We start from the raw sequence: 17,534 nt of genomic DNA on the forward strand, positions 1-17,534 counted from the left end.
TCCTTCAATTCGCGCCGGTTAGGCTGACAATAGCCTGCGCCGCAATGCCTTCTTCGCGGCCCGTAAACCCGAGCCTTTCCGTGGTCGTAGCCTTGATGCTCACGGCGCGCTCGTGAAGCCCGGTCAACCGCGCAACCTCGGCTCGCATGGCGGGTCGGTGTGGGCCGATCTTGGGAGCCTCGCAGATGATCGTGAGATCGATATTACCAAGCACGAACCCCGCTTCGCCCGCGAGTTTGACCGCGTGCTCGAGGAATTGCCCCGAGCGCGCACCGGCCCAACGCGGATCGCTTGGCGGGAAATGCGTGCCGATATCGCCGTCGCCAATCGCGCCTAGTACGGCATCGGTGATCGCATGCAGCGCGACATCGGCGTCCGAATGTCCGGCAAGGCCGCGGTCGTGATCGAGTTTGATCCCGCACAACCACAATTCCTCCCCCGACTGCAGACGGTGGACGTCGTAACCCTGCCCGACGCGAAATTGCGGTGTGCTCATGGCGTCTGCGAAATCCTCGGCAAATGTGATTTTCTTAAGGCGTTCGTCACCTTCGACGAGTGCGACTGAACCTGCGCTGGCCGCGAGAACCTGCGCATCGTCGCCTGCATCGGTGGCGCCCTGCCATGCGCGGTGCGCGGCGAGGATGGCATCGTAGCGGAAGGCTTGCGGCGTCTGGACGCGGCGCAGAGCCTCGCGATCTGCCTTGCCCGCCATGATTTCGCCTTCGCCAGCAACCGCAAGGCTGTCGACCACGGGGAGGGAAGGGATTGCGCCGCTATGTTTTCCAAGCACGCCGAGCAGCCGCTCGATCACCGCGCGAGGCAGATCGGGGCGCGCAGCATCGTGGATCAAGACGAATTCGGGAGAGTCGCCGGCCAGCGCTTCGAGCCCGGCACGGACCGAGTCCTGCCGCGTCGCACCGCCATCGACCACGATTGTGCCCTCAGGCGCTCCGGCAGCCGCGAGGGCTTCGGCATGCAATCCCGGAGGCGCAACCAGAACAATGGTCGAGCACCCCGTCTCGCACAGCGCCTCGACCGAGTGCCGCAAAACGGGCTTCCCGCGCCAGGTGCGGAACTGCTTGGGCGTGTCGCCGCCCACCCGCAGTCCCTTTCCTGCTGCGACGATGACCGCGGCGAACGGGGGGAGGGGCGAGGTATCCGGCATTGCGGGCTCGCGCTTAGGGTCTGGACGCCCCGAGCGCAATCCACTATGCGCTGCCCAATATTTAGGCACTCCCTCTCATGACGACGCTTCCAACTCCTCCGGCCCTGAAGCCGATCGCAATCGGCGATGTGACCATCCCCGATCCGGTCCTGCTCGCTCCGATGACCGGGGTGACGGACAAGCCGTTCCGCACGCTCGTGCGGCGCTACGGCTCGGGTTTGAACGTCACCGAAATGATCGCGAGCGAGGCGGCCATCCGGGAGACGCGACAGTCGGTGCAGAAGGCCGAGTGGGACCCGATCGAGGAGCCCGTCTCGATGCAGCTGGTCGGCTGTGATCCCGACAGCATGGCTGAAGCGGCCAAGCTGCAAGAGGGCAATGGCGCGGCGATCATCGACATCAATTTCGGTTGCCCGGTGCGCAAGGTGGTCGGCCAGTTCGCCGGCAGCGCGTTGATGCGCGAAGTGCCGCTGGCGACCAAACTGATGGAAGCGACCGTCAAGGCGGTCGACGTGCCGGTCACGGTTAAGATGCGGATGGGCTGGGACCATTCCTCGCTCAATGCGCCTGAAATGGCGCGCATCGCCGAGGACCTCGGGGTCAAGATGATCACCGTCCACGGGCGCACCCGGAACCAGATGTATAAAGGGTCTGCCGATTGGTCATTCATCCGCAAGGTCAAGGATGCGGTTTCGATTCCGGTCATCGTCAACGGAGATATTTGCACTATCGACGATGCTGCCAAGGCGCTCGAACAGTCGGGCGCGGACGGGCTGATGATCGGGCGGGGCGCCTATGGCAAGCCGTGGCTGCTCGGCCAGGTGATGCATTGGTGGCGCACGGGTGAGAACGTCCCCACGCCAAGCTTCGACGAGCAATACGCTGTGCTGGTCGAACACTATCACCGCATGCTCGATCACTATGGTCGGAACGTCGGGACCAAGATCGCGCGCAAGCATCTCGGCTGGTACACCAAGGGTATGCACGGCTCTGCCGATTTCCGGAACAAGGCGAACTTCATCGACGATCCCGACGAGGTGCTCGGCGAGATCGAGCGTTTCTACGAACCGTTCCTCCATCGGCGGGCGGCCTGAAGTGGCGTCGAGCGAGGGCGCCGGAATTCCCGATGCCCACAGCACCGGCGCATCAACGATCGGCCAGCGCCCATCGGCCGAAGCACAGGTCGCGGGTCTTGTTTTCGCAATGCTGCTGATCGATCCGGAAACCCGCATTGTCGAAGCCAATCATGCAGCGGAAAACCTTCTTGGGATGAGCGCCCGCAGGCTTGAGGACAAGCTTCTGGCCGACATCCTCGGGCCGCTCGATGCGCGAGTAGCCGAACGCATCGAGCGGGCTGATACCGCGCTGGTTGCCCGCGACATCAGGATCCTCGCGAGCGAAGTCGAAACGCGCGTGAACCTGACCGTTTCGCCGCTCGGCAATCATCCCGGCTGGCGCGTGGTGACGCTGTCGGAAATCTCGCACGAAGACACCGCTCGCGATTCCGAATTGGAATCGGCCATCGGCGCGCCTTCGATCCTGGCACACGAAATAAAGAACCCTCTTTCGGCGATACGCGGGGCGGGGCAGCTGGTCGCGCGCAAGCTTCCGCACGGCGACAAGAAGCTGGCGCGGATGATCACCGACGAAGTCGATCGGATCGCGCGCCTGATCGATCGCATGCAACAGCTCGGGAGCACCCAGACCGAGCCGGCCGCGCCGTGCAATCCGCATGTCGCCATCCGGTCGGCGATCGCGACCGTGCGTGCGGCAGCAAAGTCTCAGGTCGAGATTCATGAGGAATTCGATCCTTCGCTGCCTCCCGTCCTCGTCAATCGCGATGTACTCGAACAGGTGCTCATCAACCTCATCTCGAACGCAGGCGAGGCGGTTGCGGCGGCCGAAGATGAGCCTCGCATCACTGTCCAGACCCGGTTTGTGAGCGGGCTTGCGTTCAGCGCGATCAGGCTGGGCAGGGCGGTGCGACTTCCGATCGAGATCACGGTAACCGACAACGGGCCGGGCATCGATCCGGCGATGCGCGATCACGTGTTCGAACCGTTTGTGACTTCGAAAAAATCGGGACAGGGCCTGGGGCTCGCGCTGGTAAGAAAGCTTGTGCGCGACATGAACGGGAGCATCAGCCACGAGCGTGACATCAAACGTGGCCTGACCCATTTCCGCCTTCACCTCCCGCAAGGGACCAGCGAAAAGGGCAAGGCTTCATGAGCAGCCGACGGGTCCTGTTGGTCGAGGACGACACGGCGATCGCCACGGTGATGATCGCGGCGCTCGAAGACGAAGGCTTTGCGATCGAGCATTGTACCAGCGTCGCCGCGCGCGATTCGTGGCTAACAGGGCACGAATTCGACGTGATGCTGACCGACGTCATGCTCGAAGACGGTGACGGGCTCGCAAGCCTCGAGTCTGTACGGGGCGTAGCGCCCGACATGCCTGTGATCGTGCTATCGGCGCAGAACACGCTCGACACCGCGGTTCGGGCGAGCGACAGCGACGCGTTCGAGTATTTCCCCAAGCCGTTTGACCTCGACGAGGTTGTTCAGGCGGTCCAACAGGCATGCGGCGGAACCGACACTGCAGCCCGCGCTACTCCAAAGACCGAAGACGACGGCATGCCGCTCGTCGGGCGCAGCCAGGCCATGCAGGGCGTCTACCGGATGATTACCCGGGTGCTGCGCAACGACCTGACAGTGCTGGTAACGGGCGAAAGCGGGACCGGAAAGGAGCTGGTGGCCGAGGCCATCCACCAGCTGGGCAGTCGCCGCTCGGGTCCGTTCGTGGCGGTCAACACCGCCGCAATCCCGGCCGACCTCATCGAAAGCGAGCTGTTCGGCCACGAAAAAGGCGCGTTCACAGGCGCGATCGCGCAGGCGATCGGCAAATTCGAACAGGCAAACGGTGGGACTCTGTTTCTCGACGAAATCGGCGATATGCCTGCGGAAGCGCAGACGCGCCTCCTGCGAGCCCTGCAATCTGGCCGGATCAGAAGGGTCGGCGGGCGGCAGGAGATCGCTGTCGACGTGCGCATTGTCGCGGCCACGAACAAGGATCTTGTCCCGATGATCGGCGCCGGGACGTTCCGCGAAGATCTGTATTACAGGCTCAACGTCGTTCCGATCCACCTTCCGCCGCTACGCGAGCGGCGCGAGGATATCGACGTGCTCTCGCAGCATTTCCTGATCCAGGCGGTGGAGGATGGTCTCCCCCGCCGTACGCTGACTGTGGATGCGGTCGAGGCCCTTGAAAAACGCAACTGGCGCGGGAATGTGCGCGAATTGCGTAATGTGATTTATCGCCTCGCGCTTATGGCCCGCGAAGACGTGATCGATGCATCGAGTTTGTCGGACATCATCGGCGAAGAGGCGCTGGCGCCCGGCGCTCAATCCATCCAGCGGGACACCGGCATTGCGCAGGCTCTCAACCAGTTCCTCAAAGAAGAACGCCCCGCGTCCGGCACCGTTTATGCGACCGCGATCGCGGCCTTCGAAAAGCCCCTGATCGAGCATGCGCTGGGCGAAACCGGCGGCAACCAGTTGCGCGCGGCAAAGCTGCTCGGCATCAATCGCAACACGCTGCGCAAGCGGATTGGAGAACTCGGTATCGAGCCTGATCGCTTCGCAAGACCGGTTTAGCGCACAAACGGGGGCTAACGGCAGATTTGCTCTTGCATGATTGCAACACCGGCGTTGTAAGCGTGCAACGATGGCGACGTCTGCCCCACTGTCCGATCCTCCTTCGCCGCGGCAGTCACCGCGCTGGTGGCGACAGTTCGTCGTAGCCTCGCGGCGCGCCAATATCTTTCGCTGGCTGGAAATCCTGGCCGGTGTCTCGTTGCTCGCAGCTCTTGTCGCCAACTATCTCGCCTATTCGCGTGCACCGCAACCTGGCGATGTCCTTCCGACCATGCAGGTTTCGCTCCTGCTCATGGCTGTGCTGGTCCCGGCGATGACGATCCTCGTTTTGATCGGGCGTCGGCTGGCATTGCGGCGCGCGGCCGGCAGCACCGCGCGATTGCATGTGCGGCTCGTGTTCTTTTTCTCGATGCTCGCCGCGGTTCCAACCCTGCTGGTCGCCGGGTTTGCAGCGTTCCTGTTCCAGACCGGGGTGGATTTCTGGTTTTCGGATGAGTCGCGCGGACTGCTCGAAAACTCCAACGAGCTTGCCCAGAGCTACTATGACGCAAACCAGCGGGACGTGGAGCAGAACACGATCACGATGGCGACCGACATGCGCGACATCCTCGCTCGTGTGCCCATTACCGATCCCGATTTCCCCGACTTCTACGCCTATCAGGCACAGGCGCGCGAGATATCGGAAAGCGCCATCCTGCAGCGGTTGGAAGACGACAGCTTGCGAACTGCGGCAATCTTGAACTTGCTCGAAGACAACCGCCCACTCGAATTCAGCGAAGCGGCGCTCAAGCAGCTCGACGCGGGTGAATTCGTGGTCGTCGGCGGAAGTCCCGAGCGGATCGCCGCGCTAGCTCCGATCGACGCCGAAAGCGGAGTCTATCTCTACAATGCTCGCAACACCGAAGCTGTAATGTTCAACGCCTGGTCGAATGCGCAAGCGATCGGGAGGGCTTACGAAAACCTCACCACGAACGCGCGGAGCCTGCAGTTGCAGTTCAACATCGCTCTGGTGGCTGTCAGCCTCCTTCTCGTCGGGATTGCTGTCTGGTTCGCGCTACGATTTGCCGACCGGCAAGTCGAGCCTCTGACCGACCTCGTTGCGGCTGCCCGCAAAGTGGGGCAGGGCAACTTCTCGCTGCGTGTCGATGGCCGAACGGGTGCCGACGAGATCGGACTGCTGAATCGCGCCTTCAACAGGATGACCGCCCAGCTTGAGAAGCAAACACAAGCGCTCGTCAGTGCCAACCGCCAGATCGACGATCGCCGCGCTTTCATGGAAGCCGTGCTCGAATCCGTCACCGCCGGGGTAATCTCGGTCGATAGAGACAACAAGGTTCTGCTGATGAACGGATCGGCACAGGCCCTGCTTGGCGAGGGTGAGAGCGAAGATCTCGTCGGTCGATCGCTCGATCAACTTGCGCCAGAAATCGGCCAGCTGCTGCGAGAAGGTCAGGAACGCGCGATCGTCACCCATGCCAAGGGCAGCGAACTGCTAACTCTGGCGGTGAAAGTCGCACCCGGCACCAGCGGCCACGTGATCACTTTCGAGGACATCACCCGCCAACTGCTCGATCAGCGCCAGGCGGCCTGGTCCGATGTCGCCCGCCGGATCGCACACGAGATCAAGAACCCGCTGACACCGATCCAGCTTGCTACGGAGCGGCTGAAGCGCCGTTATCGCAAGCAGGTCGAGGAGGCTGACGGCGAGCTGTTCGACGAGCTAACCAGCACAATTGTGCGGCAAGTCGGCGATCTCAGGAAGATGGTCGACGAGTTCTCATCCTTCGCGAGGCTGCCAAAACCGGTTTTCCGTGCCGAGGACGCTGTCGATCTCGTCCGCCAAGCCGTGTTCCTGCAAGAAGTCGCGCACTCCGGCATCCGATTCAGCGTCACTGCCGATGGGTTGGAAACCCGGACCATCAATTGCGACCGCCACCAGCTCGGCCAGGCAATGACCAATGTGCTCAAGAACGCGGTCGAAGCGGTGGAAGCCCGCGCGGCAGAAATGCAGGGCGACTATGCCGGACGGATCGCCGTGACCATGAGCAACGATGATGAAATGCTGTCGATCACGGTGGAGGACAACGGCATCGGTTTGCCGATGGAGCGTGACCGTATCACCGAACCCTATATGACGACGCGCGAGAAAGGCACCGGCCTCGGCCTCGCGATCGTGAACAAGATCGTCGACGAACATGGCGGCGATATGAGTTTCTCCAGCGCAGAGAGCGGTGGCACCTGTGTCACCCTGCGTTTTGCCCGCGATCCCCATCCGAACGAAGGGAAAGCGGGATGATCCAGCGCACCCCCCAAGAACCGATCCAAACCCCGAGGAAACGCTCATGGCGCTCGAAATCCTGATAGTCGACGATGAACGCGATATCCGCGACCTTGTCTCCGGAGTACTCGGCGACGAGGGCTACGAATGCCGCACCGCCGCCGACAGCACCGGGGCACTTGCCGCGATCGACGAGCGGCGGCCCAGCCTTGTCCTGCTCGATGTATGGCTCCACGGCAGCGACATGGACGGGCTCGAATTGCTCGACGCGATCAAGGCGCGCGAACCCGATCTGCCGGTGATCATTTTCTCCGGCCATGGAAATATCGATACCGCTGTGTCCGCAGTCAGCCGCGGCGCCATGGATTTCATCGAGAAGCCGTTCGAAGCCGAGCGGCTGTTGCTGCTGGTCGAGCGAGCGACCGAAACCGAGCGGCTGCGGCGCGAGAACAGCCGCCTGCGCGACAACAGCTGGAGCAGCGCCGAATTCACCGGCAATTCCTCGGCCATCAACGCGGTGCGCGCGACGCTGAAACGCGTTGCCAACACCGGAAGCAGGGTGCTCATTTCGGGGCCTGCGGGTGCCGGTAAGGAAGTCGCCGCGCGGCTGCTCCATTCGTGGTCGGGACGGTCGGACGGGGCGTTCGTGCTTGTCAATTCGGCCCGGATCACCCCGGAGCGCTTCGAACAGGAGCTGTTCGGCGAGGAAGTGGACGGGAAACAGGTGCGACCGGGACTTCTCGAGCTGGCCGACGGCGGGACGCTGTATCTCGACGAAGTCGCCGACATGCCTTTGTCGACCCAGGCGCGAATTCTCCGCGTCCTCACCGAACAGAGCTTCGTGAGGGTAGGGGGCTCTCGCCAGATCGGAGTCGACGTTCGTGTCGTGTCCTCGACGACGCGCGATCTCGCAGTCGAGATGGAGGAGAAACGGTTCCGCGAAGACCTGTTCTACCGGCTCAACGTGGTGCCCGTGACGATCCCCTCGCTTGCGGAGAGGCGTGACGACATTCCTGCACTCGCCGAACATTTCTTCACGCGCTATTCGACCGACCAGGGGATTGCCCCGCCGGAAATTTCGGAAGAAGCGATGGCTGCACTGCAGGCTTACGATTGGCCGGGCAACGTCAGGCAGCTGCGCAATGTTGTCGAACGCACGATCATCATGACTCCGCGGGATCGACTGACCACGGTGGAGACCGATATGCTTCCGGCGGAGATCACGGGCGGGCGGCTCGCTGGCTCCGGACAGGGGCTCTCAGCGATGATGGGTGTCCCATTGCGCGAGGCGCGGGAGAGTTTCGAGCGCGAGTACCTCTCGATCCAGATCCGCCGCTTCTCAGGTAATATCTCGAAAACGGCGACCTTCATCGGGATGGAGCGCTCTGCGCTGCACAGAAAGCTGAAACTGCTGGGCATGGCCGAACGGCGCGAGTCGGCGCGCAAGGAGTAACGTAACCGCTGCGTCTGCAAACCTGCTGAAAATTCAGGCATTGCCCAAGGGCCCGGCAACCGCCATTATAAAGCTGGGTGCCCCGAGCGGGTGGGCTGTTTGGGCCGCACCCGACCTGCGGACCGTAAAGGCGGCCGCCAAGAACAGGAGCATGATACATGTCAAACGAGCGGACCCTCTCTCCGCGATCAACGCCCGGTGGGGGCGACCGAAGCAGCAGCGGCGGTCGTCAATCGGGCGGGCAGGGCAACCTGCAGGACGCCTTCCTCAACCTGTTGCGCAAGAACAAGACCCCGGTGACGATGTTTCTCGTCAAGGGCGTAAAGCTGCAGGGCATCGTCACGTGGTTCGACAATTTCTCGATCCTGCTGCGCCGCGATGGCCAGTCGCAGCTGGTCTACAAGCACGCGATCTCCACCATCATGCCCGGCCAACCGGTCGATGCGAGCCAGTTCCACAACCGGCCCGGCAACAAGAAGCAGCGGCTGCTTCAGGACGTATTCCTGAACCGGGTGAGCGACAGCCACGTCCAGGTTACGATGTTTCTCGTCAACGGTGTCATGCTGCAGGGACGGATTGCAGCCTTCGATTTGTTCTGCATGCTGCTGGAACGCGATGGGGCGGTACAACTCGCCTACAAGCACGCGGTTTCCACGATCCAGCCCGCCAGTCCGGTCGACCTCTCAGACGACGATGAGGACGAATATGAGGACGATGACTATGGGGCCGACGACTGAGCTTTGATGACGATCTGATGGACGAGGTGACCCGCGGTGCGCGGGCCCTGATCCTGTGCCCGGACATCCGCCAGATGCGCTACGATCTCGATGCGCGCGAGCGGCTGGAGGAGGCGCAAGGGTTGGCGCTCGCCATCGGCGTGGAGATTTCGCATTCCGAAATCCTGCCCGTTCGCCAGATGCAGCCCAACACGCTATTCGGATCGGGCCAGGTCGAGAATATCGCCACTTGGTGCGAGCAGCACGAGTGCGAGCTGGTCATCGTCGACGGCGCTCTGACCCCGATCCAGCAGCGCAATCTTGAGGAAAAGCTGAAGCGCAAGGTGATCGACCGCACCGGCCTGATCCTTGAAATTTTCGGAGAGCGCGCGGCGACGGCAGAGGGCCGCCTACAGGTCGAATTGGCGCATCTCGATTACCAGCAAAGCCGCCTTGTGCGCAGTTGGACACACCTCGAGCGGCAACGCGGTGGTTACGGTTTCCTCGGCGGACCCGGCGAGACCCAGATCGAGGCGGACCGGCGCATGATCCGCCAGCGCATGGCCCGATTGCGGCGTGAGCTCGAGCAGGTGCGCAAGACCCGCGCGCTGCATCGCGAACGGCGGGGAAGGGCGCCGTGGCCTGTGATTGCGCTGGTCGGCTACACCAATGCGGGCAAGTCGACCCTGTTCAACCGGCTCACTGGTGCCGAGGTGATGGCGGAGGACTTGCTGTTCGCCACACTTGATCCCACGATGCGCGCGATTTCACTGCCAGGGGTGGAAAAGGCGATCCTCTCGGACACGGTGGGGTTCATTTCCGACCTTCCGACGCAGCTCGTCGCCGCCTTCCGCGCGACGCTCGAGGAAGTAACCGGTGCCGACATCATCTGCCATGTGCGCGACATGTCCAATCCCGCTCACGCGGCGCAGAAGAAACAGGTGATGGAAGTGCTCGCCGATCTTGGCGTGGTGGATCGCGAAACGGGGATGAGCGAAATCCCGATCGTCGAGGTTTGGAACAAGGCCGATCGCATCGATCCGGAGCGAAAGGCCGAACTGGCCGAGGCGGCGCCGGGACAGGATGCCGTGCTCGTATCCGCAGCCACCGGCGAAGGTATCGAGGAATTCACCGCCAAGGTCGCTGATATGCTGACCTCGAAGGCCAAGGAAGTGACTGTCACATTGCCGCTCAGCGACGGCCGCCGCATTGCATGGCTCCACGCGCACGGCGAGGTGCTGAGCGAGGAAGCGGCCGGGGAAGGGGAGGACGGGCCCCTCACCCGTTTGACGGTACGGCTCAACCCCAAGGAATTGGGTCAATATGCCACTCTGAACAGCTGAATTTACGCTATTTTTCCGATTTCTTGACCGCCCGCCAGAGGGCTTCCTGTTCATCGAGCGAGAGATTCGGAAATCCATCTCCGCCAAGGGTCTCCATCGCTCTGAACCGCTTTTCAAACTTGCCGTTGGCGGCCCTCAATGCATCCTCCGCAGCGATTCCGTGAGCACGGACAAAATTGACCACGGCGAACAGCAGGTCACCGGCTTCCTCGATCCGCTCTTGCTCTGAGGAGGCAGCTTTAAGTTCTGCTATTTCTTCGGTAATCTTCGCTTCGGAGCCAGTGGGATCGGGCCAGTCGAACCCTGTACGAGCGGCTCGCTTTTGCAGCTTCTGCGCGCGCATCAACGCTGGCAAGGCATTCGCGACGCCATCGAGTGCGCTGCTCGCGCCTTTCTCGGCGCGTTCGGCTGCCTTGAGGTTTTCCCAGCGGGTTTCGCCCATCGAACCGCCTTCGTCCCCGAAGATATGCGGGTGACGCGCCTCCATCTTGGCGCTGATTGAGCCCGCGACATCTCCAAATGCGAAGTGTCCGGCTTCTTCGGCCATGCGGGCATGGAAGACGACCTGGAGCAGCAGGTCTCCGAGTTCGTCCTTGAGTTCGTCCATATCGTCGCGCTCGATTGCATCGGCGACTTCATAGGCCTCCTCGATCGTATACGGCGCGATGCTGGCGAAATCCTGTTCCAGATCCCATTCGCATCCGCATTCCGGATCGCGCAGGCGCGCCATGATCGAAAGGAGACGGTTCATAGGGGGCGTTTCTGTTCCGTGAGGGGGCCCCTCGCTCATTGCTCACCTTTGGAATGATAATATATATTATGTAAAATAAAGGATGCCAGCCAATGCGCCATCTTCACATGAAGAAGCTCGCAATCACGAACCCGCCTCCGAAGATCGCTACCCAAATCAGGGCCATCTGGATCATCTTGCTCCATCCGAGCTTGAATGAAGCCAAGGCACTGCCTGCGAAGAACAGCCACGCAATGAGCGCCACAATCGAAATCGTCGCCATATTGGTCATGCCATCATCTCCAACCCGTCATAGCCGACCGTAACGAATTCGGGCACTTCGTCTACCAGAGTCCGGTAATCCATACTCTTGTCGAGGTGACTGAGGACGAGCCGACTTGCCTTGCATCTTTCGCCAAGCTCGATCGCCATGGCCAAATGAGCGTGCGTCGGGTGCGGATCGCGCCGGAGACAATCGCTGACGAGAATGTCTACACCGTGGAACAGGTCAGTCATCTCATCCGAAATCGCACTGAAATCGGTGGCGTAGGCAATGGACTTGCCGTCCGCTTCGAACCGGTATCCGGTGGTTTCGCCCGGTCCGTGTTCCATCTGGCACCATTCGACCCCGAAGCCGGCGACTATGCGCAGCCGATCGAGCGTGTCGATCGAGCAGATCGTAGGATAACCATCCTGCCCCGCGAACACATAGCCGAACCGATTGCGCAGCCTGCGGACTGTGTCGGTGGCGGCATATGCGGGAATCGGGCCCCCTCGCCCGTAGCGCATGACGCGCAGATCATCGATCCCGTGGCAGTGATCGGCATGGTCGTGTGTCCAGAACACCGCATCGATCGACGGTATCCGGTTCGCCAGCAGCTGCGCGCGGCAGTCGCTAGAGGTGTCAATCAGCAGGCGCTTGCCTTCGTCGCTCTCGACGATGATCGATACGCGAGTACGCCGGTTGCGCGGCTCATCGGGGTCGCAATCGCCCCAGTCACCCGTGCCATCCGGTCCACCAACGCGCGGGACGCCGGTAGACGTGCCCGAACCCAGCATGATGAGCTTCACAGCATCGCCTTGCTGAAAAGTTTCGCGAAGTTGGCGGTGGTCTGTTCTGCAAGCCGTTCAGGCTCGGTTCCGCGCAATTCAGCCACGAATTTCGCCGTATCAGCGACATAGGCGGGTTCGCACGGTCGACCGCGATGAGGGACTGGAGCAAGAAACGGGCTGTCGGTTTCGACCAGCAGCCGTTCGTCGGGTACGCTCTTTGCGGCTTCCTGCAAGTCCTTGGCGTTCTTGAACGTCACGATGCCCGAAAGCGAAATGGTCAGGCCGAGTTCGAGCACTTTGCGCCCGAACTCTTCCGAAGCGGTGAAGCAATGGATGAGCGCAGGAAACGCCCCCTTCTCCATCTCTTCGGTCAGGATTTGGTAGGTATCGTCTTCGGCATCGCGGGTGTGGATGATGACGGGAAGCCCGGTCTCGCGCGCGACGTCGATATGCATGCGGAACAGCTTGGCCTGCGTGTCGCGGTCGGAATGCTCGTAATAATAATCGAGCCCGGTCTCGCCGATACCGATCACCTTGGGGTTTTCAGTTGCTGAGAGCAATGCCCCGCGGCCGAGATCGGCATGCTTGTCGGCCTCGTGCGGATGGATGCCCACACTGGCAAAAACATCGGTCTCGCGGGTCGCGGTCCCGACAACCTGATCCCACTCGGCCTGCTTGGTCGAGATATTGAGAAAGGCCCCAACCCCCGCTTCGCGAGCGCGCGACAGCACACCTTGCTGATCCTCGACGAGGCCTTTGTACTCAAGATGACAGTGGCTATCGACGAGCATCAAAGAGCCTCTTCGGCTTCGGGCAATTCCAGGCGCGGGAAGACAGGCGTTGGCTTGCCGACGGTGAATCCGCTTTCGAGCAGGCGATTGTACCAATCGGGATCGGTGATTGTATCCATGCCTCGCTCGCCTTCCGGCACCCCGAGCTGCTCAAGCAGTTCCGCCGCCTTCCCGGGCACGACCGGTTGGATAGCAATTGCCAGATCGCGGAGAGCCGCGAACAGCGTCAGCAGGACGACGCGCATCCGATCGGGATCGGTTTTCTTCAATGCCCAGGGTGCTTGCTCATCGACATACTGGTTGCAGGCATAAACGGCGCGCAGCCACGCTTCGATTCCCACCGAGAAAGCGAGCTTTTGGAACTGTTCCGGCAAATCCTCCGCACAGGCCTTGCGAACCGATCCCAGCAATTCCCGATCGGTATCATTCGGCTCGAATACCGACAATTCGCCGTCAAGGTTCTTGGCGATCATCGAAAGCGTGCGCTGGGCGAGATTGCCGAAGCTGTTTGCAAGCTCCGCATTTGCGCGCGTGACGATCGCTTCCGGGGAGTAACTGCCGTCCTGCCCGAAAGCGATTTCGCGCATGAAAAAGTAGCGCAGCGTGTCGACCCCGAACTGCTCGGCCAGCGCCATTGGGTCGACGACGTTGCCAGCGCTCTTGCTCATTTTTTCGCCGCCGCGCGCGAGCAAGAAACCGTGCCCGAATACCTGCTTAGGCAGCGGCAAACCGGCGCTCATCAGGAAAGCCGGCCAATAGACCGCGTGAAACCGTACAATGTCCTTGCCGATCATGTGGATGTCGGCAGGCCAGTATCGCTGGAACATGTCCCCATCGGTGTCAGGGAAGCCGACGCCGGTCATGTAGGTGGTCAGCGCATCGACCCAGACATACATCACGTGGCCGTCGCTGTCCGGTACCGGCACGCCCCAGTCGAAACTCGTCCGCGAGACGCTGAGGTCCTTCAGCCCAGCCTCGACGAACCGCATTACCTCGTTCCGGCGGCTTTGGGGCCGGATGAAGCCGGGATTGTCGCGATACAGCGCCAGCAGCTTGTCCTGGTAATTCGAGAGGCGGAAGAACCACGTCTCCTCTGCCGTCCACTCGACCGGCGTGCCTTGCGGCGAAAGCTTTTCGTCCCCCTCCCCTTCGACAAGCTCGCTTTCGTCGTAGAAGGCTTCGTCGCGGACCGAATACCAGCCCTCGTAGCGATCGAGATAGAGATCGCCCGCGGCTTCCATGCGTTTCCAGAGCTCAACGCTGGCTGCATGGTGACGCTGTTCGGTCGTTCGCACGAATTCGTCATAAGAAATGTTCAGTTTGTCCGCCATCTCGCGGAAATATCCCGACATTTCGTTGGCAAGATCGATCGTCTCGCGCCCCGCCTTGCGCGCGGTCTGATCCATCTTGAGGCCGTGCTCGTCCGTGCCCGTGACAAACCGGACATCGCGGCCCATGAGGCGCTGGAAGCGTGCCATCACATCGGTTGCGATCCCCTCATAGGCATGGCCGATATGCGGACGCCCGTTGGGGTAATTGATCGCGGTCGTGATGTAGAAGGGGGATTGGTCAGCCATTTGCGTGCTCGCTAGCCGCGCTCGCCGAGCTAAGCAAGGTGCCGATTTCCATCGCCAGAAGGCCGGTATCGAAATTGTAAGTCGGTGCCTGGCTGGCGAGCGCGACGAGTTCTCCGTGCGCCTCGATCAACCGCGCCCGCCCCCCGGAATCCGCGCAAGTCCGAGCCTTGCGCGCGACAATGGCCTGAGCCAATTCGAGCACCGCCTGTATCCTCTCCCGATCTGCGCGAGGCCCGATCGCCTTCGCCAGATCTCCGCGCACGGCGAAACTCGTGTCGCCATCCGACAAGAGCCGTTCGACAAGCTTGGCCAGCGAGCCGAGATCATATTCGACGAACCGCCGGGCAGCGCCGAACGAGCCTTCCGCAGCCTGGATCGCTGCCTCGCGCGAAGACGGATCGGCTGCACAGCCGGCCTCATCCAGCATGCGTACCAGTTGTTCATCCTCGATCAGGGGGAAACGCAGCACCCGGCAGCGCGAGCGGATCGTCGGTAGCAGTCGCGACGGGCGGTGCGTAACCAGCAGGAAAAACGTACCCTCGGGCGGCTCTTCGAGGCTCTTCAGCAGGGCGTTCGATGCGCCAGGCTCCATGTCATCGGCCGGATCGATGATGATGGCGCGACGCGAGCCAAGCGTCGGGCGGGTCGTCAGCCGTCGCTGCATCTCGCGGATCTGCCCGACAGTGATGTTGCGCTTGGTCTGGTACGGCTTGCCCTCGTCGCGCTTCTTCTCTTCCTTGTCGTCCTTCGGCAAATGCTCGAGCACAATGATGTCGGGGTGACCGCCCTGTGGCTGAGATAATCCCGCCTCGGCGACCAGTTCACGCGCCGCCGCCACAGCAAATTCGCGCTTTCCGAGGCCACTTTTGCCCGCCAGCAGCCATCCGTGATGCATGCGCACCCCGGCCAGAGCGCGCCGCCATTCTTCCCAGGCCTTCCGGTGATTGGGCCAGTCCATCAGCCTGCCTCTTCGGCCAGCAAGGGTTCGATCGCTGCCATGACGCGCTCATGCACGTCCACCGGGTCGCCGCTGCCGTCGACCACGGCGAAGCCCTTGGGATCGGCCTGTGCGATGAGCCGGAAGCGCGCGGCCACCTTGTGATGATAACTGGAGCTGCGCCCGCCGATGGCGTCGGATTCGTCACCGTCGCGTTCGGCGAGACGTTGCGCAAGCTGTCCGGGTTCGACCTCGATCAGGATAGTGAGATCGGGGCGTAAGCCGTCACTCCCGAACTCATGCAACGCCAGGATGGCCTCGTCACCAAGGCCCCCCGCCCCTCCCTGATAGGCACGGCTCGAATCGACAAAGCGGTCGCAAACGACCCAGATGCCGCTTTCCAGAGCCGGGAGGATCCTTTCCGCTACATGGTCGGAGCGTGCTGCCGCGAACAGCAGCGCCTCGGCTTTGGGATTCCACCCCTTCCCCGTCGGCCCGACCGGTGGCTCCAGAAGCAGCTGGCGGATCGCTTCGGCCCCGGGTGTGCCGCCCGGCTCGCGTGTCACATCGACCGCGATACCGCGGTCGCGCAACGCCGCTGCCAGCAGGTTGGCTTGTGTCGTCTTGCCGGCGCCTTCCCCGCCTTCGAAGGCGATGAAGCGTCCGCGCACGCCCGATCCGTTCATGTCAGCCAACCCGCAATACCATTGAAAATCCGTCGGAAAAATCCCGCTCTGTTCACTGCTTCACTTGCGACGAGCGGAACGATGGCGGGCTCCATTCCGGGGACAAGAATTTCAAGCCGCGCAATATTCTCTCCAGCTTCAATCGGCGCCCGTAGGGGACCATCATAGACGATATTGATGGTCATCGCGCGAACTTGCCCCTTTGGGACGTTTACGAAGACCGTTCTCTCGGTCGCTAGCTCGACGCTCCTCGCGTCCCCGCCCTGCACGCGCGCACGTCCGACCAACGCGCCATCGACAAATAGGCGTTGGCGCTCGAACGCCTCGAATCCCCATTCGATGAATCGCCGGGACACGCGCGCCCGCGCGGCCGTGCGATCGATCCCGGCGACGACCATCACCAGCCTCTGCCCACCCCGCTGTGCTGTGCCGAGAAATCCGAACCCCGCTTCGTTCGTGAACCCCGTCTTGATGCCGTCCGCGCCCCGTACCCTGCCGATGATCGGATCGCGATTGGGCTGGGTTATCCCGTTGAAGGTGAACCCTGCTCGCCCGACATATCGAGCGAATTTCTTTGGGTGCTGCTCGACAAGCGCTTCTCCCAAACGCGCGAGATCACGCGCGCTCGTGAAGGTGCGGCCTTCATCCGGCCAGCCATTGGGTGTACCGAAATGGCTGTTGGTCATTCCCAGCAAGCGAGCATGTCGGTTCATTTCTTCAACCCATGCGTCAACCGTTCCGGCCTGCCCTTCGGCCAGCACTATCGACCCATCATTGGCCGAGACATTTGCAATTGCAGCGATCAGATCGTCGACCCGTACCCGGGCATCCGCAGGGAGAAACATGGTCGAGCCTTTCCCCGCCCATTCGCGCCAGGTGTCTTCGCGCACGGTCATCACCTGCCCCGGGTCGAGCCGGCCCTGTTCGATCAGTTCGAACGCGAGATAGATCGTCATCGCCTTCGTCATCGAAGCGGGAATGAAGCGCCGATCGGCGTTGCGTTCGAACAGCACCTGCCCGGAGCTCACATCGATCAGGAAGGCTATCGGCGCCTCGTTCTCGCCTGGAGCCCCGTATCCGGTGGCAGTTTGCGAATACGCGGCCGTCGGCATCGCAAGCGCCAGCAGCGCAGCGAGACGGAAGATCATTCGG

The 17,534-nt window shown here is 62.1% G+C and carries 16 protein-coding genes; 7 read left to right on the forward strand and 9 right to left on the reverse strand.

Features of this window, described 5'->3' with window-relative positions:
- Positions 1 to 4: 4 nt before the first annotated feature.
- A complete protein-coding gene (locus ACI5KX_RS08785; RefSeq protein ID WP_406810292.1) occupies positions 5 to 1,165 on the reverse strand; it encodes a bifunctional 2-C-methyl-D-erythritol 4-phosphate cytidylyltransferase/2-C-methyl-D-erythritol 2,4-cyclodiphosphate synthase in 1,161 nt (386 codons plus the stop codon).
- A gap of 77 nt (positions 1,166 to 1,242) precedes the next feature.
- Between ACI5KX_RS08785 and dusB the strand changes: the two genes are divergently transcribed.
- The 7 genes from dusB to hflX all read left to right on the forward strand — a co-directional run bounded on the left by dusB (position 1,243) and on the right by hflX (position 10,608).
- Complete coding sequence (gene dusB, locus ACI5KX_RS08790; RefSeq protein ID WP_406810293.1) at positions 1,243 to 2,259, forward strand: tRNA dihydrouridine synthase DusB; 1,017 nt, start codon at positions 1,243 to 1,245, stop codon at positions 2,257 to 2,259.
- A gap of 1 nt (position 2,260) precedes the next feature.
- Positions 2,261 to 3,394 carry a nitrogen regulation protein NR(II) gene (locus ACI5KX_RS08795; protein WP_406810294.1) on the forward strand — a complete coding sequence of 378 codons (1,134 nt, stop codon included), beginning with the start codon at positions 2,261 to 2,263 and terminating at the stop codon, positions 3,392 to 3,394.
- Positions 3,391 to 4,818, forward strand: coding sequence for a sigma-54-dependent transcriptional regulator (locus tag ACI5KX_RS08800; protein WP_406810295.1), 1,428 nt, complete (start codon positions 3,391 to 3,393; stop codon positions 4,816 to 4,818). Before ACI5KX_RS08795 ends, ACI5KX_RS08800 begins: the two co-directional genes overlap by 4 nt.
- 70 nt (positions 4,819 to 4,888) lie before the next feature.
- On the forward strand, positions 4,889 to 7,114 hold the full coding sequence (locus ACI5KX_RS08805) for an ATP-binding protein (RefSeq protein ID WP_406810296.1): 2,226 nt from the start codon (positions 4,889 to 4,891) through the stop codon (positions 7,112 to 7,114).
- Between the two features lie 46 nt (positions 7,115 to 7,160).
- Positions 7,161 to 8,549 carry a sigma-54-dependent transcriptional regulator gene (locus ACI5KX_RS08810; RefSeq protein ID WP_406810297.1) on the forward strand — a complete coding sequence of 463 codons (1,389 nt, stop codon included), beginning with the start codon at positions 7,161 to 7,163 and terminating at the stop codon, positions 8,547 to 8,549.
- 158 nt (positions 8,550 to 8,707) lie between these two features.
- Positions 8,708 to 9,286 (forward strand): RNA chaperone Hfq, encoded by a 579-nt coding sequence (gene hfq, locus ACI5KX_RS08815; RefSeq protein ID WP_406810298.1) that lies wholly within the window; start codon positions 8,708 to 8,710, stop codon positions 9,284 to 9,286.
- 17 nt (positions 9,287 to 9,303) lie between these two features.
- Positions 9,304 to 10,608 carry a GTPase HflX gene (hflX, locus tag ACI5KX_RS08820; protein WP_406810299.1) on the forward strand — a complete coding sequence of 435 codons (1,305 nt, stop codon included), beginning with the start codon at positions 9,304 to 9,306 and terminating at the stop codon, positions 10,606 to 10,608.
- A 7-nt stretch (positions 10,609 to 10,615) separates the two neighbouring features.
- Here hflX and mazG read toward each other — a convergent pair whose 3' ends face one another.
- The 8 genes from mazG to ACI5KX_RS08860 all read right to left on the reverse strand — a co-directional run bounded on the left by mazG (position 10,616) and on the right by ACI5KX_RS08860 (position 17,530).
- A complete protein-coding gene (mazG, locus tag ACI5KX_RS08825) occupies positions 10,616 to 11,359 on the reverse strand; it encodes a nucleoside triphosphate pyrophosphohydrolase (RefSeq protein ID WP_406810300.1) in 744 nt (247 codons plus the stop codon).
- Between the two features lie 103 nt (positions 11,360 to 11,462).
- Positions 11,463 to 11,630 (reverse strand): hypothetical protein, encoded by a 168-nt coding sequence (locus tag ACI5KX_RS08830; RefSeq protein ID WP_406810301.1) that lies wholly within the window; start codon positions 11,628 to 11,630, stop codon positions 11,463 to 11,465.
- Positions 11,627 to 12,409 (reverse strand): MBL fold metallo-hydrolase, encoded by a 783-nt coding sequence (locus ACI5KX_RS08835; RefSeq protein WP_406810302.1) that lies wholly within the window; start codon positions 12,407 to 12,409, stop codon positions 11,627 to 11,629. The genes ACI5KX_RS08830 and ACI5KX_RS08835 overlap by 4 nt, the downstream gene beginning before the upstream one ends.
- Positions 12,406 to 13,182, reverse strand: a complete 777-nt coding sequence (locus ACI5KX_RS08840; protein ID WP_406810303.1) for a TatD family hydrolase — start codon at positions 13,180 to 13,182, stop codon at positions 12,406 to 12,408. The genes ACI5KX_RS08835 and ACI5KX_RS08840 overlap by 4 nt, the downstream gene beginning before the upstream one ends.
- On the reverse strand, positions 13,182 to 14,759 hold the full coding sequence (gene metG / locus ACI5KX_RS08845) for a methionine--tRNA ligase (protein WP_406810304.1): 1,578 nt from the start codon (positions 14,757 to 14,759) through the stop codon (positions 13,182 to 13,184). Before metG ends, ACI5KX_RS08840 begins: the two co-directional genes overlap by 1 nt.
- The gene (locus ACI5KX_RS08850; protein WP_406810305.1) at positions 14,752 to 15,717 is read right to left on the reverse strand and encodes a DNA polymerase III subunit delta'; all 966 of its coding nucleotides are present in this window, start codon (positions 15,715 to 15,717) and stop codon (positions 14,752 to 14,754) included. Before ACI5KX_RS08850 ends, metG begins: the two co-directional genes overlap by 8 nt.
- Positions 15,717 to 16,382 (reverse strand): dTMP kinase, encoded by a 666-nt coding sequence (gene tmk, locus ACI5KX_RS08855; protein ID WP_406810306.1) that lies wholly within the window; start codon positions 16,380 to 16,382, stop codon positions 15,717 to 15,719. The genes ACI5KX_RS08850 and tmk overlap by 1 nt, the downstream gene beginning before the upstream one ends.
- A complete protein-coding gene (locus ACI5KX_RS08860; RefSeq protein ID WP_406810307.1) occupies positions 16,379 to 17,530 on the reverse strand; it encodes a D-alanyl-D-alanine carboxypeptidase family protein in 1,152 nt (383 codons plus the stop codon). The genes tmk and ACI5KX_RS08860 overlap by 4 nt, the downstream gene beginning before the upstream one ends.
- Between the last annotated feature and the right edge of the window lie 4 nt (positions 17,531 to 17,534).

This window comes from Erythrobacter sp. GH1-10, from assembly GCF_045363165.1.
In the GTDB taxonomy this organism is placed as follows: Bacteria; Pseudomonadota; Alphaproteobacteria; order Sphingomonadales; family Sphingomonadaceae; genus Erythrobacter.

What these genes read in the sequence shown, in the direction of transcription:
- ACI5KX_RS08785 (WP_406810292.1), bottom strand. Translation starts at nt 1,165, where the DNA reads ATGCCGGATACCTCGCCCCTCCCCCCGTTCGCCGCGGTCATCGTCGCA.
- dusB (WP_406810293.1), top strand. Translation starts at nt 1,243, where the DNA reads ATGACGACGCTTCCAACTCCTCCGGCCCTGAAGCCGATCGCAATCGGC.
- ACI5KX_RS08800 (WP_406810295.1), top strand. Translation starts at nt 3,391, where the DNA reads ATGAGCAGCCGACGGGTCCTGTTGGTCGAGGACGACACGGCGATCGCC.
- ACI5KX_RS08805 (WP_406810296.1), top strand. Translation starts at nt 4,889, where the DNA reads ATGGCGACGTCTGCCCCACTGTCCGATCCTCCTTCGCCGCGGCAGTCA.
- ACI5KX_RS08810 (WP_406810297.1), top strand. Translation starts at nt 7,161, where the DNA reads ATGGCGCTCGAAATCCTGATAGTCGACGATGAACGCGATATCCGCGAC.
- hfq (WP_406810298.1), top strand. Translation starts at nt 8,708, where the DNA reads ATGTCAAACGAGCGGACCCTCTCTCCGCGATCAACGCCCGGTGGGGGC.
- hflX (WP_406810299.1), top strand. Translation starts at nt 9,304, where the DNA reads ATGGACGAGGTGACCCGCGGTGCGCGGGCCCTGATCCTGTGCCCGGAC.
- mazG (WP_406810300.1), bottom strand. Translation starts at nt 11,359, where the DNA reads ATGAACCGTCTCCTTTCGATCATGGCGCGCCTGCGCGATCCGGAATGC.
- ACI5KX_RS08830 (WP_406810301.1), bottom strand. Translation starts at nt 11,630, where the DNA reads ATGACCAATATGGCGACGATTTCGATTGTGGCGCTCATTGCGTGGCTG.
- ACI5KX_RS08840 (WP_406810303.1), bottom strand. Translation starts at nt 13,182, where the DNA reads ATGCTCGTCGATAGCCACTGTCATCTTGAGTACAAAGGCCTCGTCGAG.
- metG (WP_406810304.1), bottom strand. Translation starts at nt 14,759, where the DNA reads ATGGCTGACCAATCCCCCTTCTACATCACGACCGCGATCAATTACCCC.
- ACI5KX_RS08850 (WP_406810305.1), bottom strand. Translation starts at nt 15,717, where the DNA reads ATGGACTGGCCCAATCACCGGAAGGCCTGGGAAGAATGGCGGCGCGCT.
- tmk (WP_406810306.1), bottom strand. Translation starts at nt 16,382, where the DNA reads ATGAACGGATCGGGCGTGCGCGGACGCTTCATCGCCTTCGAAGGCGGG.
- ACI5KX_RS08860 (WP_406810307.1), bottom strand. Translation starts at nt 17,530, where the DNA reads ATGATCTTCCGTCTCGCTGCGCTGCTGGCGCTTGCGATGCCGACGGCC.